The sequence below is a fragment of the Brachybacterium sp. p3-SID957 genome, from assembly GCF_025144775.1.
Lineage (GTDB): Bacteria > Actinomycetota > Actinomycetes > Actinomycetales > Dermabacteraceae > Brachybacterium > Brachybacterium epidermidis.
The window spans coordinates 1-15,956 of record NZ_JALXKT010000009.1 but is presented as its reverse complement, the minus strand read 5'-3'; the positions used below and the strand labels follow the sequence as shown (position 1 = coordinate 15,956).

The 15,956-nt window shown below is 67.4% G+C and carries 11 protein-coding genes; 3 read left to right on the top strand and 8 right to left on the bottom strand.

All coding sequences use genetic code 11. The annotated features are described in order from the left end of the window. The first annotated feature begins 63 nt into the window (after positions 1 to 63). From M3B01_RS03260 to dld, 3 genes are all read left to right on the top strand, one after another. Entirely contained in the window at positions 64 to 681 is a 618-nt protein-coding gene (locus M3B01_RS03260) for a LysE/ArgO family amino acid transporter (protein ID WP_259789392.1), read from the top strand. 194 nt (positions 682 to 875) lie between these two features. Continuing rightward, positions 876 to 1,175: an N-acetyltransferase gene (locus tag M3B01_RS03255; RefSeq protein WP_259789391.1), complete on the top strand. Its 300-nt coding sequence runs from the start codon at positions 876 to 878 to the stop codon at positions 1,173 to 1,175. A 159-nt stretch (positions 1,176 to 1,334) separates the two neighbouring features. Further along, on the top strand, positions 1,335 to 3,044 hold the full coding sequence (gene dld, locus M3B01_RS03250) for a D-lactate dehydrogenase (RefSeq protein WP_259789389.1): 1,710 nt from the start codon (positions 1,335 to 1,337) through the stop codon (positions 3,042 to 3,044). Positions 3,045 to 3,080: 36 nt separating this feature from the next. Here dld and add read toward each other — a convergent pair whose 3' ends face one another. The 8 genes from add to M3B01_RS03210 all read right to left on the bottom strand — a co-directional run bounded on the left by add (position 3,081) and on the right by M3B01_RS03210 (position 15,401). Beyond that, on the bottom strand, positions 3,081 to 4,091 hold the full coding sequence (gene add / locus M3B01_RS03245; protein WP_259789387.1) for an adenosine deaminase: 1,011 nt from the start codon (positions 4,089 to 4,091) through the stop codon (positions 3,081 to 3,083). A gap of 170 nt (positions 4,092 to 4,261) precedes the next feature. Further along, complete coding sequence (locus M3B01_RS03240; protein WP_259789385.1) at positions 4,262 to 5,746, bottom strand: C69 family dipeptidase; 1,485 nt, start codon at positions 5,744 to 5,746, stop codon at positions 4,262 to 4,264. An 84-nt stretch (positions 5,747 to 5,830) separates the two neighbouring features. Then, the gene (locus M3B01_RS03235) at positions 5,831 to 6,178 is read right to left on the bottom strand and encodes a hypothetical protein (RefSeq protein WP_259789382.1); all 348 of its coding nucleotides are present in this window, start codon (positions 6,176 to 6,178) and stop codon (positions 5,831 to 5,833) included. Between the two features lie 89 nt (positions 6,179 to 6,267). After that, positions 6,268 to 7,479, bottom strand: a complete 1,212-nt coding sequence (locus M3B01_RS03230; RefSeq protein ID WP_259789381.1) for a hypothetical protein — start codon at positions 7,477 to 7,479, stop codon at positions 6,268 to 6,270. 221 nt (positions 7,480 to 7,700) lie between these two features. Then, positions 7,701 to 8,642: a GIY-YIG nuclease family protein gene (locus tag M3B01_RS03225; RefSeq protein ID WP_259789380.1), complete on the bottom strand. Its 942-nt coding sequence runs from the start codon at positions 8,640 to 8,642 to the stop codon at positions 7,701 to 7,703. Positions 8,643 to 8,717: 75 nt separating this feature from the next. Next, complete coding sequence (locus M3B01_RS03220) at positions 8,718 to 9,935, bottom strand: PD-(D/E)XK nuclease family protein (protein ID WP_259789379.1); 1,218 nt, start codon at positions 9,933 to 9,935, stop codon at positions 8,718 to 8,720. A gap of 24 nt (positions 9,936 to 9,959) precedes the next feature. Beyond that, the gene (locus M3B01_RS03215; RefSeq protein WP_259789378.1) at positions 9,960 to 12,401 is read right to left on the bottom strand and encodes a DUF262 domain-containing protein; all 2,442 of its coding nucleotides are present in this window, start codon (positions 12,399 to 12,401) and stop codon (positions 9,960 to 9,962) included. A gap of 1,116 nt (positions 12,402 to 13,517) precedes the next feature. Next, positions 13,518 to 15,401, bottom strand: a complete 1,884-nt coding sequence (locus M3B01_RS03210) for a hypothetical protein (RefSeq protein ID WP_259789377.1) — start codon at positions 15,399 to 15,401, stop codon at positions 13,518 to 13,520. Between the last annotated feature and the right edge of the window lie 555 nt (positions 15,402 to 15,956).

Below are 15,956 nucleotides of genomic sequence, written 5' to 3'. Positions count from 1 at the left end.
TGCTTCAGGCGGTGAAGGAATCCTCGCTGGTGCTTCACTCCCGCTGTGCCTACCGTCGAACAGGTGACTATCGCACTGCACGGCCTCCTCGCCGGCCTCACTCTCATCATCGCCATCGGCTCCCAGAACGTGTTCGTGCTGCGCCAGGGGATCCGCCGCGAGCACGTGGGCGCGGTGGTCGCCGTGTGCATCGCCTCTGACGTCGTGCTGATCAGCGCGGGCGCCGGCGGGCTCGGCGCGCTGGTGCGGGCGATGCCCGAGGTGGTGGAGGTCGCGCGCTGGGCCGGGGTCGCTTTCCTGCTCGGCTATGCCGCGCTCGCCGCTCGTCGGGCGCTGCGCGGCGGGGAGGCGCTCACGGCCGATGGGACCGCGCGGCCGGCTCGCCCCCGCGGCACCGGCCGCGCCGCTGCGGTGACCACGGCGCTGGCGCTGACCTGGCTGAACCCCCACGTCTACCTCGACACCGTGCTGCTGCTGGGCTCGATCGCCTCCACCCACGGCGCGCAGGCCTGGCAGTTCGTGCTCGGGGCGCTGATCGGCAGCACGCTGTGGTTCACCGCGCTCGGGTTCGGGGCGCGCTATCTGGGGCGATTCCTCTCCAGCCCGCGCTACTGGCAGGTGTTGGACGGGGTTGTCGCGGTGACGATGGTGGCCGTCGCAGGAATGCTCGCCGTGGGGTGAGACGGAACGGGGCGCCATCATTCTCGAGGCGAGACGTCGGAGGAGGGATCCCCGGCCGAGACGGACCCGCCCGCGGGACGACCCCGCGGCCACTTGATCCGGCCTACGACGTGGTCGATGGCCGCCATGCGAAGAACGGCCGTGAGCTGGTCGAGGTGAGCCCGGGAGCACGGACCCGCCGAAGGGAGCGAGTGATGAGACGGCCGCTGCCGTTCCTGGACAAGACCGCGCCCGAGGCCTGGGACCTGCTCGGCGAGGTGCGCCGCGCCGTCGCGGAGCAGAACGAGGCCGCCGGGATCGCGACGACGACGCTCGAGCGCGGCGCGCTCGCCGCGACCGTCGAGCAGGGCAAGCGGATCGTGCCCGTCTGTCCGTGCGTCGCGCGCTGGGTCCGCGGCCACGACGACTTCGCGGACTCCGTGGACCGGGTGAAGTCCGTGCACCTCGAGGCCGTGCGCGCCGCGAACGTCGAGGCCGACGGCACGACACCCTGAGCTGAGCAGCCGTCCGCGCCTCTCACCGCCCGAGAAGGCCGCTGTCATCGGACCCGCCCAGCATGCGACGCTGGGAGATGACTACGCTGTCGAGGGGGTCGCGACGGCCCCGAGCATCGCAGCGTGCTCGGAGCACCAGACGTGAAGGAGCAGCCGGATATGCGCACACCGAGGAACCAGCGATCGGCCGAGGCCGTCGAGGCCTTCACCCGGATCATGGGGCGCAAGCACGTGCTCACCTCGGCGCGTGCCACCGCGCCGTTCACCACGGGTGACCGCTTCGGCGCCGGTGAGGTGCTCGCCGTGCTGCGGCCCGGCTCGCTGGTGGACATGTGGCGGGCACTGCAGGTGTGCGTGGACCACGATCTGATCGTCATCACGCAGGCCGCGAACACGGGGCTCACCGGCGGCTCCGGCCCCGGCGACCAGGACTACGACCGCGACATCGTCATCCTCTCCACGCTGCGGATCGACGGGATCCACCTCATCAACGATGCCCGCGAGGCGATCAGCCTGGCCGGCGCCACCCTGTTCTCGCTCGAGGAGAAGCTCGCCGCGCACGACCGTGAGCCTCACTCGGTGATCGGCTCGAGCTCCATCGGCGCGACCGTCGTCGGCGGCATCGCGAATAACTCCGGCGGCTCCCAGATGCGCAAGGGCCCCGCCTACACGGAACAGGCGATCTTCGCCCGCGTCGATGAGGACGGCCGGATCCACCTGGTGAACCACCTCGGGATCGATCTCGGCACCGACCCCACGCACATCCTCGACCGGCTCGAGCGCGGGGACTGGGACGCCGCCGACGTCACCCCGCCGCCGCCCGACTCCACCGGCACCGACTACGCGGACCACGTGCGACAGCTGGCCGACACCCCGGCCCGCTTCAACGCCGACCCGACCTTCCTCCACGAGGCCTCCGGCAGCGCCGGCAAGATCATGGTGTTCGCCGTGCGCACCCGCACCTTCCCGCTCGAGAAGGACAAGGCCACCTTCTACATCGGCACCGACCGCCCCTCCGATCTCGAGGCGCTGCGCCGTGAGTTCCTCGCCGCCGACGGCCCGCTGCCGATCTCGGGCGAGTACATGAGCGCGCATGCCTTCGACCTCGCGACCGAGTACGGCAAGGACACCTACGTCTCGCTCAAGCACGCCGGCTCCCGCACGCTGGTGCGCATGTTCGCGCTGAAGGGCTGGGCCAACGGCGTGTTCGCGAAGCTGCCCGGCTTCGGGCCCTCCACCGCCGATGCGATTTCCCAGAAGCTCTTCTCCCTGGTGCCGGAGAAGATCCCGTCCCGGCTCACCGACTACCGCGACCGCTTCGACCATCACCTGCTGCTGGTGGTCAGCGGCAGCGAGCGCGCGGCGACCTCCCAGCTGCTCCGCGAGTTCTTCGCCGGCCCCGAGCACGAGGGCGACTTCTTCGAGTGCGACGCCGACGAGGCCCAGAGCGCGACCCTGATCCGCTTCGGCGTCGCCAGCGCCGCGAGCCGCTACTACGTCATGCACCGCGCCGAGGCCTCGGCGATGGTCACCTTCGATGTGGCCCTGCGCCGGGACGAGGAGGACTGGCTGGAGCGCCTGCCCGAGGAGATCGCGGACCAGCTGCTCGAGAGCGCCTACTTCGGCCACTTCTTCTGCCACGTCCTGCACCAGGATCATGTGGCGAAGAAGGGCGTGGACCCGGTCGCGTTGAAGAAGCGGATGACGCAGCTGCTGGTGGACCGCGGCGCTGCGGTCCCCGCCGAGCACAACTTCGGCCGGATCTACCCGGCCCCCGAGCAGCTGGTCGCCCACTACCGTGAGCTCGACCCGCTGAACATGTTCAACGCCGGGGTGGGGGAGACGTCGGCGAAGAAGAGGTGGGGGTGAGAGGCGCGGCCGGACTGGCCGCACCCCTCCCTCCTCTCATCGCGCGGCGATCTCCTCGAGCTGAGCCACCCACGCGTCGATGCGCTCGGGGTCGGCCCAGCTGATCTCGAGCGAGTTGCGGGCCAGCTGCACGACCTCCTCGCGGCTGAGCTCCTGGGCGATGGCCAGCGCCTCGAGGTTGTCACCCACGTACCCGCCGAAGTAGGCGGGATCGTCCGAGGCGACCGAGACCTTAAGCCCCTGACGCAGGAGGTCGGTGATCTCCTGAGACTTCATCTGCTCGGTGACGAAGGAGTTCGACAGCGGGCAGCAGGTGAACCCGATCCCGCGCTCCTTCGCCTCGGCGACCAGGGAGCCGTCCTCGAGGATGTTCGTCCCATGATCAATGCGCTCCACGCCGATCTGATGGAGCACTGTGGCGATATTGGCGATCGACTGCTCCTGGTCGATGTCGCAGTGCATGGTCAGGCGGTAGCCGGCCTGCTTCGCGGCGGCGAAGACCGCGGCGAACTTCTCGGGCGGGTTGCCGCGCTCATCGGAGTCCAGCCCCACCCCGAGGATCCGGTCGCGATAGGGCAGCGAGGCCGCGAGCGTCTCCTCGGCAGACTCGACGCTGTGATCACGCAGGAAGCACATGATCAGCGCGGCCTCCACGCCGAGGCCCCGCGCCTCCTGCACAGCCGACCAGAGCCCGTCGATCACGGAGGAGAAGGGCACGCCGCGGCTGGTGTGGGCCTGCGGGTCGAAGAAGATCTCCGCGCGCACCACTCCGTCGGCGGCGGCGCGTTCGAAGTAGGCCATGGCCAGGTCGTGGAAGTCCTGCTCAGTGACCAGCACCTCCATGGCCGGGTAGTAGACGGCCAGGAAGCTGGTGAGATCGGTGAAGTCATAGGTGGCACGCACCTGCTCCACTGTGCTCTGCCCGATGTCCACACCGTTGCGGCGGGCCAGCGCGAGCTTCAGCTCCGGCTCGAGGGTGCCCTCGATGTGCAGGTGGAGCTCCGCCTTCGGCAGGGAATCGATGAACGGGCGATCGTAGCTGGGCATGACGGGGCGGTCTCCTCGAGGTCACCGGGCAGGACTCGGCCAGGATAGAAGGCTCGCTGCACTTCAGTGCGGTGCGATCACGGCGGCACGGGTCGATCCGTCGATCGGTCAGGCCCGTCCCAGGACGTCTGCATCGTCGAGGCGAGGGGCGCGAGCCCGCGCTGTGACGCTCACCCGTCCGACCGCGAGAACCGGTTGGTCATGCGGTCGCTCGCCGTGAACAGCACCTGGCCGAGCAGCGCATCGGTCTCCTTGCGGATCCGCTCGGCGATCCGGGTGTTCGCTGCGGTGAGCAGGGCCGGCACCTCGCCCGCCGTACCGGCCGCGGCGGCCTCCCCGTCGGCCGTGTGGACGGCGCTGCGGCCGAGCGCGAGGGTGCGCTGCTGGTAGCGCTCGATGAGCGGGATCACCTGGTGGAAGTGCGGATCGGCCAGCGCCGCGATCATGCGCGAGGTCCAGTAGAAGCTGTCGGTGCTCACCTGCTCGCCGGTCGTGGCGAGATAGGCGGGGGCCTCCTCGACGTTCGTGAACATCGGAATCAGCGTCGTGAACGGAAGCGAGGCGTAGGCGATCCACTGCACGGCTCGGTGCGACTCCGGCAGGCCCGGGCGTATCTGGAGGATCGCGAGCGCGTTGTGGCGGTTGATGCCGATGGGGCGGAAGGCGCGGCGCTCCGCGTCGGTGCCGCGCGGCGAGTAGGGGTCGAAGACGGTGCCCTGGTAGTGGGAGGAGAGCACATCCTTGACGTCCTCGATCGTGAGGAGCCGCTCGGGCCGCCGGCTCCAGGGGAGGTCGTCGGAGTCGGGGCTCGCGCCGGGGCGCCCTCCGTCCCAGTCCTCGGCGTGCGGGCTGAGGGTGCGCTGCATGTACCAGGCGCGGGGCGTGTTGTAGAGGTGGTCGTGCTCGGTGTGGGAGCCGAAGGCCTCGCGGGGGTTGAACACGTCCGCGCACTGCCCGTCCTCGCGCAGGGTGAGGTCGAGGTGGTGTTCGCGCAGGAATGCGCGCAGGTCGGGGCTGGCGAGGTGGTCGCGGCCGGGGCCCTCGGCGTCCTCGAGATCGAAGGAGTCGATGCCGAGCTGGTTCGGCATCGTCACGTAGTGGTCCTCGGGCACGCGCCGCGCGATCCAGTGGTGCCCGCCCACGGTCTCCAGCCACCAGATGTCCTCGGCGTCGCTGAACGCGATCCCGTTCATCTCGTAGGTGCCGTGCTCCGTCAGCAGCGCCCCGAGCCGCTCGACGCCCTCGCGGGCCGAGCGGATGTAGGGCAGCACGAGGGTCACGAAGTCCTCCTCGCCGAAGCCACCCGGGGTCTCTCCGTCGCGCTCGACCAGCGGATCCGCGGCGAGCACGCGCGGGTTGGAGGTGATCGTCTCGGTCGCGCTCATCGCGACGTTCGCCGCGTTGATCCCGGCGCAGCCCCAGATCCCCTCATCCGGCAGGGCGTTCGGGATCGCGGTGTAGCGCAGCGGGTTCTCGGGCAGCTCGATCGTGCGCCCGCCGAGAACGGAGGTGTAGCTGCGCGGCTGGTCCTCGGGACGCACCACCACGGCGCGCTTCGGATCGAAGCTGCCGGCCGAGGAGTCCTCGGTGCGGGCGACCAGCGGGGAGCCGTCGGCGCTCGCACGGCGGCCGACGAGGAGGGTGGTGCAGGGCATGAGCGGGTGACTCCTGGGGCGCGGGGACGGTGTGCGTTCCCCACCGTAGACCTGTTCCCGACATCGGACGGGGCGGTGCGGCGCTCAGCGCCCCGTGCGCCGCACCGCCACGTGCACCTCAGGGTTCTCGCCTTGTCCGACCACCACGAGGAACGCCACGCTGCCTTCGACGCCCTCGGTCAACCTGTCGCCCTGTTTCTGTACGCCGGTGCCGAGCCGCTCGACCGCCGTGGCCATGTCGTCCTTGTAGGCCTCGGATTGGATTCCGCTGTCGAAGTTCTCGGCGATCCAGGCCTCGACCTCCTCGCTCGGACCGGAGAAGGTGACGACCTTGCTCCACTCCTCGCCATCCTCCAGCATTCCGTCCGTCACGGCCGTCTCCAATGTCGGTGCGCTGAATCCGGCGGCGGAGAGGATCTCGTCGGCGCCCATCGGGGTGTTCTCCTTCGAAACGGGGCCGCAGGAGCTCAGGAGGGCACCTGCAGCAGTGACGGCGGTGAGGTGCAGGAAGCGGCGCCGGCTCACGGGACGCTTCCCTCGGTGTGCTGGGAGGAGGACTCGCCGAGGAGGTTGTACTCGCGTGCTATGCCGGCACGGTGCATCGCCGCAAGGCTCTCATCGGTGACCGTGAACGGGCCGATCTGGGTCGACTTGCCGCCGTCCCAGTTGTATCGATCGCGGAAGTTGACCTGCGTGTCGACCTCGTAGCGCCATTCCGAATGTTCAGCGTCCGGAGGGTAGGCAGTGACTGTGCCGGTCTGGTTGTAGGTGAAGCTCCCGGAGGCGTAGTACCAGTCACCGTCCGCTGTATGGTCGCCCCACGGGGTGCTCAAGGGGTAGGTCACCGGTCCCGTCACGCCGTCGGCCCGGGCTTGCGCGACCGCATCATGCCCCGCCTGGTGGCGCGCCTCCTCCGCCTTCTGCGCGAACGCCGGCTGATCGGCGATCAGGTCGTCCACGTCGGCGTCGTAGTCCTCGCCGGTGTTGTCGAGGAAGTGGTCCAGATGCTCGGCGGCGTTGGGCCAGTCCTCGCGCTTCAGATCCGCTCCCTCGCGGGCAAGCGAATGCACTGAGTGGTCGACAGGGCCGGCGAACTCGGAGTTGTGCTCGCCGGCACCGTCTGCGGGTGGGGTCCACGCCGGCGGCTCGGGAGAGTCGGCGTCAGTGCCCGGCACGCCTTCTCCGAGCCCGTTCTCGCCCTTCGGAGTCTCGGCAGGACCGGGCGTCTCGTACTGAGCATTCGGGTTCTCTTCGTCCGGGTCATAGGACTCATCGCCGTCGTTGCGCGGGGTGTTCTCACGTCCCTCTCCCCGGCGACCGCTGCGCTCATCCCCGCGGTTGTCCCAGTAGCCGAGGGCGTTCGACGACATCAGGCCGTCTGTTTGGAGCGCGTCAAGTACCCCGGTGGAGGTTGCGATCGCGGCAGCAGCGGCCGTGGAGATCGATGCTGCCCCGATACCGTCCGGAGCAGACGCCTGATCCTGCTGATCCGCCTCATCGGCGAGGAGCGCCGACCGTTCGCGGAGCGAGGAGGAGAGCTCGTCCACCGACGGGCGCACCGTCGCGGAGTAGTGGGTGCGGAAGGAGTCCGCGTCGGGTCCTGACCAGTGCGAGCGGTTCAGGACGATGCCGTCCAGCGCGATGAACAGCTCTTCGAGACCGAGCGCGTGCGTCGAGAACAAGGTCCCCGTCTCTCGCAGCTGGTCCGTCGGGGCGCCCCAGAAAGGTGCCATAGTTCGTCGCCTCCGGCCTGTGGCTGTCGAATACAGGCCCACGATAGGAGGACAAGGCGGGGCTGCGCGATGGGGAGGTCTCCCCATCCCGGCATCTCATGCCGGCATCGAAGGTGCCGTGGTCAAGTCCCGTGATCTCGAGGCGCACCGAGCGGCGGCGGAGCGGTGGTCGGCCGAGCTCAAGGCGGCGCGGACGAGCTGATCGGTGCCGACTGCGGCGATCAGCCCGCGTCCGACGAGCTCCGCTGCAGCAGCACGTCGTCCAACAGGTCGTCGGAGTGGAACTTCGCGAAGTTCGACGGGCCGCGTCGCATGAGCCCGAGCGCCATGGAGCGGGCGGCGGCGAGGACCGTCGGCATCTCGTACAGCTCTCCCATCGCACCGAGCGGCACGTAGATCGATACAGCGTCCGGGTACGACCGGTACGACGTCTCGGAGATGTAGAGCTCCCGGCGGTCGGCCCGCGAGAGCTTCTTCTTGTCGACATTCAGCCACGACTGCGTCGCGCCGTCGTCGCTGAAATGGTTCATGTACAGCAGCTCCACGTTGTGCGCATTGACCGTGAAAAGCCGCCTACGCTCCTTCGTCCGCGCCGTCCCGGGCATCGCGGAGACGCCCCAGTACAGGCCGCCGGTCGTCGAGGGCCAGGGGATGACGGCGTGGATGTACGTGGCGAGGTCGGAGAGTACCTCGGGATAGTGATCGAGCGCGGCGAGCTGCTCGAACTTCGGCCGGGTGTGCTGCCGACGCTCGGCCGCGAGCGTCCGGGCATCCAGCGGATAGGCGGGTTGGGCGCCCGAGAGCCACTCCGCCTGCTCCTGCACGTCGACAACGAGGTCGAGCTCCGCATCGCCGCCGGGCATGTTGGTGAACGCCCGGTTCCGCACGACGAACGACCGCTCCGCGTCGGTGATCATCGTGCGCTCGAGGGTGTTCAGCTCCTCCGGTGCGCATTCGATGAAGGAGACGGCGATAATGTCGTCCCAGCGCCGGCGGTGCGCGGCGAGCCGCGAGGCCAGGTCGACGGTCTGCCCGACGTAGCGCTCACCGGCGGCGAACTCCAGGGTATAGATCCCGCAGAGCTTCCGGTCGAGGCCGAAGTACACGCTGGGTGCGACGGCATTGTCGACTTCCCAGCGGCGCTGGCGGCGGGCGGTGTTCACTCTGTTTGCTCCGAGGTTGAAGAGTTCGATGGGATACCACGCAGGGCCCGCTAGGTTCTTGCCGCGACGTGGTCGCTATGCCGACATTGTCGCCAAGACCGCGTTCCGAAGGCGGACATCGTCTACCGGGAGCCCGTCCAGCACATCGGAAAGGCTCACGTCTGTCTGCGTGAGGAGGGAGATCCCACCTGTGCTCTTGTCCTGCAGTGTGACGAACACTTTCGAGAAGTCAGGGTTGTCGATCTTCCGCGGCACTCGCTCCTGCTCGACCACCGCGGTCGGACCGAACTCCAGAAAGACGGTCGGCGCATCGTCGCCACGTTGGAGCTCGACACACCACTCCCATTGCCCGACGAAACGGGTGACGACCTTCTCGATCGGCCCAGAGGTGAGGCACTTATTGACCTGCTCGGCAAGCACTGCAGTCCCGTACTCGCGCAGACGGCGCTTCACCGCAGCTAACAGGGCTCGGCTCTCTTCGAGTTGACGCTTGGCTTGGGCGGCGATGAGATCACCGAAATCCTCCGCGACGCGGTCGCGAGGGCGATGGCCATACCGCGCGGACTCACCCGTCTCGCACATAGCGGTGAGGAAGGCGAGAGTGTCCTCTGTGTTCATTGATGCAGGCCCCTCCACGAAGTGTTCGAACAGCTGACGGATAAAGAAGTACTGGTCAGGATGACTTCTCGTCCAGTTCCTGTCGGCGGTGACGCGAGCTCTGACAGCGGTCAGCAGCTCGGTATAGGTGATGACGACGGCCTGCTCCCAGCCGTCTCCCTGAAGGTGTGGTTCATGGCGCTGGCAGAGCAGCACCACCACGGCGTCTCGACCTCCTGTTGCGCCGAGTGCAAGGTAGCGGTGATAACTGTGGCCATGGCCGTCGGACGTGCCGTAGTTCTCGACGACGACCGCCGCACCCGGAGAGGACAGCAGGATGTCGGCGATATCAGCGGATTCGGGGTTCGGGAGGCCCTCATGTCCTGGGGTGACCACCTCCTGGGCGACCCCGTAGCCGAACCTCGGAAGATGGTCCTCGGCGGGGAGATGCTCATTGATGAGGTCGAGGAACAGTCCCTGCATCGCATTCCCGAGCTCGTGGGTTCCCTCGGGATCGAGCAGCCACGCGAAGACGTTCGAAAGCTGCTTCTCGTGGGTGCCATGGTGCATTACGCGGAACACGTTGAACTGCTCGGCAAGGCTTCGCGAGAGGGATGGCACCAATGCGGTCACCAGTTCGGGGGCGATGGTAGGGAGTTCAACTATCGACGGAACTGGTTGGTCGAGGGGAGACATGGTGAATCCTTTCCTAGCCGAGGCTCACGCCGCCCGAAGTCGCGCGACCCACGCCGTCGCTCGTCCGTCGAGGATCGCCGCGTGCAGCGCTGCGTCGTCGAAGAGATCCTCGGCCTGGAGCGTGAGCTGGATGGCCGCAAGCACCGACTCGACCGAGGAAGTCGTAAGAACGTCTGCAGTGAGGTCGCCGAGCCGCTTGCTACCGAGCGCGGCCTTGGCGTCTGCGACGGCGAACGGCGTCGCCGCGATGCGGAACTCTTGGCGCAGCTCGGCGGTGCTGTCGAGAGTGGCCGCGGTACCGGCCAGTTCGCCGAATCGGGGCCCGAACTTGAGCAGGGGCGCGTAGGGCGAATCGACGGCGTCTTCACTGCTGTTCTCAGAGCCGGTCCCCGCTCCGTCATCTCCCTTCGCTGGGCGCAGGCGGAACACGAGATCCTCCGGATCCAGATCGAGCTTCAGGAAGAGCTGCCGCAATCCACGAATCTTGGCGTTGGTCGACGAGGCGATGAGCACGGCGAGGCCAGGCTCGACACGAACCCATCCCGGCGCCGTCTCGTCCACATGTGCGTCCTCGGTGGAGAGCATGGGGTTGTCCTCGGCCGCAGCGATCACGCGGCTGCGGTGCTCACGCGCGATCGCGCCGACGATGCCGGGGAGCGCCTCGGCCCACGTGCCCACCGTCGCCGTCACGTCTCCGTACTCGTAGGCCACGATGCTGCGGTTCCGGAAGGAGCCCTCGGCGCCCATCGGCACCTCGGGGAGAACGACCGCGGGAGGTGCGAAGTCGGTCTCCGCATAGGGCCAGTGAGCCACGGCATCGTCTGCCAGACGCCGTGTGCGTTCCTCGATCTGCTCGGGCCCCCAGGTCGTCTGCTCCTTGATGTAGGCGTTCAAGCGGTACGGTGACTCGGCGAGCCCGTTCTCAGCCTGGAGTTTCGTCGTGAACGAGGAGTTGGAGTACGAGCTGTTGTAGGCGGTGACCGTGAGGTTGCCGAGGCGGTTGAGCCACGTGGCGTGGTCCTCCTCGGCGTTCTCCCCGAGCTCGTCACGCCAGGCGGCGGTGAGAGTCTGAGGCATGATGTGCTCGATCGACAGGTCACCGCTCTCGAGCCGCGATGCGATGTCGCGGGTGTCCTTGGAGGAGAGGTTCTCCAGGCTGTCGAAGAAATAGGTGCGGTTGTCACTGCGGAGCCGGTAGAGGTTCCGGGTCAGCAGCTCCTCGCGGAACTCCTCATCGTCCGGGAATCGTCCTGACGAGTCGTCTCGTCGGCGCAGCAGGTAAATCAGGATTTCCGAATACGGTTGGGCATCGGTCCGCTGCCGCAGCAGGTCGGAGTATGCGGTCGCGAAGATCTTGTTGAGCGCATTCGCCCACATGCCGCACACCGTTCGGCGCAGGAGATAGGACTCGAGGATCTCGATGATCCGGATCATGTCGGTGAGCGGCACCTTGTCCTCCTTGTGGTCACGCAGGACCGACATGAGGAACGGCAGGATGACGTCGCTGTGGAGCGGCTGGTACCTCTTCAGCGCCCTGTCGAGCGCAGGGGTCCCCGTCGACGCGTGGGTGATCTGTCGGGCGAGCTCCGAGTACTCCCGCATCTCCTCGAGAATCTCGTGCACTGGACGGGAGGAAGAGCGCGCGAATCGCTTGAAGGCCTCGTAGACCTCGTCCTGGTTGGGAGTCTTGGAGGTGACGGTCACGAGGTACCAGCGGATGAACCAGTCGGACTTGAACTCGACGTTCTTCTCCATGGGATTCCACTGGCGCTCGTAGAGCTGGTTCTGCGTCGAGGTCGGTAGGTCCATCAGCACGAAGTTGCGGATCTTGTCCGCTTCTGCGAGGGCGAGTCCGGTGGAGTTCAGGGTCTCGAAGATCCGCTGGGGCTCGTCGTGGTCCTCGAGGTCCAGGTGCATCACCTCGAGTCGCTGGATCGCGGTCCAGATCTGATCGGCGGAGAGACCTGTCGCCGCGAGCCGCTTGCGGAAGTAGTGGTAGTTCGCGGTGACGTTGGAGGTCTCGAGCAGGTGCTTCGGGCCTTCGAACAGTCGGACGTACGCCTCGGCATCGTCCTTGACCGGCTTGAGCTTGACCTTCGGTCGAGAGCCGTCACCACCGCCGTCGAGCCGGAGGTAGTTGTTCTCCAGCTTGCCGGGGAGCTCTGCATCCTCCAGTGCGATCTCGCGAAGGCGCGCGGCGTGGACGAGAGCGAGAATCAGCAGGCTGATGGTGGTGAGGCGCTGCTGGCCGTCGATCACCACCCACGTGAAGGAATCCTCGTTGCGGCCGACGATCGCGCCGAAGAAGTGCTTCCGTCGGTTCTCGGTGATGATCTCCTCGAGATCGTCGACGAGGCGCTCGCATTGGGCCTCTGCCCAGTCGTAGTTGCGCTGGTAGACGGGGATGACGAGCCGCTTGCTCTGGCCGTCGAAGGCCTTCCAGACCGCCACCATGTTGCCTTGCATCAGGAAGAGTCCTCTCTTCGGGGGATAGGTGAATTGCCAGGGCGCTCGATCACGAGCGACGGCCCAAGCTTGGGAGCCCTCCGGAGACGGGGACACCGTACCCGCGGAGCAGATGATCCCGGGGTGCCAGCGGAAGGCCCTCCGTCGCTCGGGTGGACTGCTTCTTCGCCTCGTCGGCGGCGAGCTGATCCGCCTTCTCCAATTCTCGGCGCCCCTCAGGGGCGAGGCTCGCGCCGGACATCGCCGACCCGCGCGATGCAGATGCCCGCTTCCTACGGCGCTTCTTCGAGCCTGCGGAGGATGGCTTCCGGGGAAGCGGTGTCATCTGCATCTTCTCGACCCCGTTGATGATCTGGTGAGCTCGATCCCCCGCTGGTCCTGCGACGGAAGAGGGGAATGCCCCCTTGTGTATGGCGCTGAGCGCGGCCCGGGCGGCCGCGATCAGGCGCTGACGCTCGACGGCATTCATCAACCGGGCCTCCGCGAGCACGGTCTTCGGCGGGCGGCGGAGAAGGGCTGGCAGGCCCGCGGTTCCAGGGAGGGCATCTGCCGGGGGCGAGGGTCGCGACGGTGCCAGCGCCTTCTGCTGGGCCGGAGCGGGCACCGTGGCCCGAATGCTCGAGGTCGCCGACGACTGTTGATGAGGTGGGAGGGTGCGCTTCGGTGGCGTCGCCCTAGGAGTAGCCGGCACGGGAGCCGACCTCGTCGGGACCTTCCGGGCGGGTGCCGAGGAACGACGATGAGTCGGTTCTATCGCTTCATGTGAGCGCTGTGTCTTCGCAGCCTTCGTCGACGCCGGCCGCGGCGCGACCTTCACTGTCTCGCGCCGCGGCGCAACGGCCGGGACGGACGGTGCCCGCCCATGCAGCGTGTCCTGCAGTGCCATGGCATCGCGCGCAGCATCGGCGTCGGAGACATCGCCGACCACACCTCGATCGGCGCGTTGCACGTACTCGGCGCTGTATGCCTGCAACGCCTGCAGGAGGTCGGCATCGATGGACTCCGCGGTGCCCCGGCGCATCGATCCCATGGAGCTGGTCCTCTCTCGTGAGCCTCGTCGTTGAGTATGTCGGCAGTATCTGACAGTCGACCTGCCATAGCGACAACCTTGCTCAATCAGCGACGAACCTTCTCCGTGGATGCTGAGGGCAGGTGCTCGCCGATGTGCCCGACGTACAGATTTCCGTCTTTGGAGACTTGATCGAGGTAGTGGATCCGCAACCGCTTGTCGTAAGTCCAGGTATGCGGCTTGAAATGCGCCCACATGTACGCGGCCCCACTCTTGTCCACTGACTCGGGCACCGGGAGGAGTCGCTCCTTCTTGTACCTCGAGTTCTCCTTCGTGGCGCCTGTCTCGCCGCGGGAGTGTTTGTTCGGAGGGACATGGAACTGGTCTACCGGGGCAGACTCGCAGTACTCGTGAACGTCCCCGTCCCAGGCCCCGGACCTTGTGGCGTCTCGGTACGCGACCAGGGTGCCGAGGGCGTCCCACGCTGCGATCAGCGCGGAGCCGTCAGCATCGATTGTCTCGAGCTGGGCGATCTTCTTCTTGGGGGCCGTGAGGATGATGCCTCGCGTCTGGAGCTCTTTGTTCTCTGCGAGATGCTCCCACGTCGCGGGGCACTGGCCGAGCGGGTTCTGGGGAGCGCCCTGATCGACGAAGGCATAGGCCGCCTCCGGGTCACTCTGCAGAACTTTCGAGCGCAGGTATTCCATCTCCCGCAGAACCCTGCTGTGATCGTTTTCGAGCTGGCGTAGCCGCTTTTGCGCTTCCGCCTTCTCCGATCGCTCCTCCAGGAGCTCTTCGTCCAATGTTTCCGCCCTCAACTGTAGAGCGTCATTGGACTCGATCAGGGCGTCGATCGCGCTCTGCTCTGGGACGTCACGTGTCGCCAGATCGAGCAGTTGATTGAGGCTCTCGTCGGTGAGATCGTCCAGCATGAGGCTCTCCTGCACCTCGTGCAGCCTCAGTGTCGCTCTGTCGGCCGCGGCCTGGGCGATCGCGAGCTCTTGCCGCAGGCATTCGACCTCGTGCGACGGCGCCGATGGCTCTGCGGCGGACTCGACCGGCGGAGGTGCGACGTCCGCGGGCGGCGCCTCGGGTAGGGGCTGTGCGCTGTGGCGTTCCTGGCGAAGCTGGGCCAGGTGTTCGCGGCGCTCGGTGAATGGTCGGGACGGGGGAGTTGCGGCATCTCGCAGCTTGCCGGCCGCGATGCGATCGAAGGCTCGGGCCCAGTCCCGGGCTTCTGCGGGGAGGAACGCCGGCTGCGATGCCGCGTGCTGTCGTACGAAGCGTTCGATCGTTTTCGCGACAGCCTTGTCGTCGCCGGCCAGGCTTTCGTGGCTGAGCCAGCGGGAGGTCGCCGCTGTCACGGGGTCGTCGAGGTCCGCCCCGACTGGGTACGTTCGAAGGGTGCCCGAGGGAACCGCCAGCGTGCCGTGCCGTCGTCTGAACTCGCCCGCAGCCGGCGGTGCCAGGGAGGCGACATGGGCGATGCCGACGGTTTTCCTCGTCCACTGGTTCAGCAGGTCGTTCCAGCGATCGAAGGACACGCCATCGAGAGGAGCAGCGACGATCACCGGAAGTCGGCGTTCTGGTGACCCGATCAGCGCCTCGAGCTCATCGAGGCCGTCGGCGGGGGTGTAGGTTGCCTGGGATCGGAGCGGAGTGACGTCGGCGAAATCGACGACGTCAAGGATGAGGTCGGCCACGCGAGGCTTCTCGACCAGGGCATAGCGATCCGTGGAGGTGCCCGTGAGCTGGAGCCACCCACCGTGAGAGTTCTCCATGGCCAGGACGGTGATGATGTAGGTGGCTCTGCTGTTGGTGTTCCGGACCCGTAGCCGTGTACCCCGCTGGCGACCCGCGACGCGATGAAGCACCTGGGCCCGCTTCGAGCCGTCGGGGCTGCGCACGTCGCCGTCGGTGGTGAGGTCGAGATCCAGTCCGAGCGATGAACCTCGCAGCCAGCTCGCGGCTTGATCGAGTGCTCGCGCCATCCACCCCGGCGGCTCCTCTGTGGTCCAGAACGACTCGTAATCGAGGTGGGGTGACCGCGGTCGATCGATGGGTTCCGGGCGCGGGGCTGACGCGATCGTCGCGGGACTTGCCATCAGCGGGTCCTTCCTTCGTCGGCTCGTGTCGGCCACGGTAGTGCCGCGGTGCGACAGACGAGTGCGGTTCTACTGAAGCGCCCTGGGTTCCGTTCCGAGCCCCAGCAAGGAGAATCGGAGCATGCCCAAGAAGTTCAGTCCTGAGCTGTGTGACCGTGCCGTGCGCATGGTCTACGACCGTCAGGCCCGCGAGGGAGGTCCCCGAGCAGCATCGATCCGCGCCGTCGCACCCTAGCTCGGCGTCGGCACCGAGACTCTGCGCATCTGGTGCAACCGTTATGGCCCCACCGAACCAGCCGGCCCAGAAAGATCGCTCGAGGAGGAGAACCGCAGGCTCCGGCGCGAACTAGCTGTAGTTGGTCATGATGGGCTGACCCCGTTTCGTAGGTCCAGTCGTTATGAGAGTCGTCCTGTTGCCCGCGGTCGCGGGCAGGGAGACTA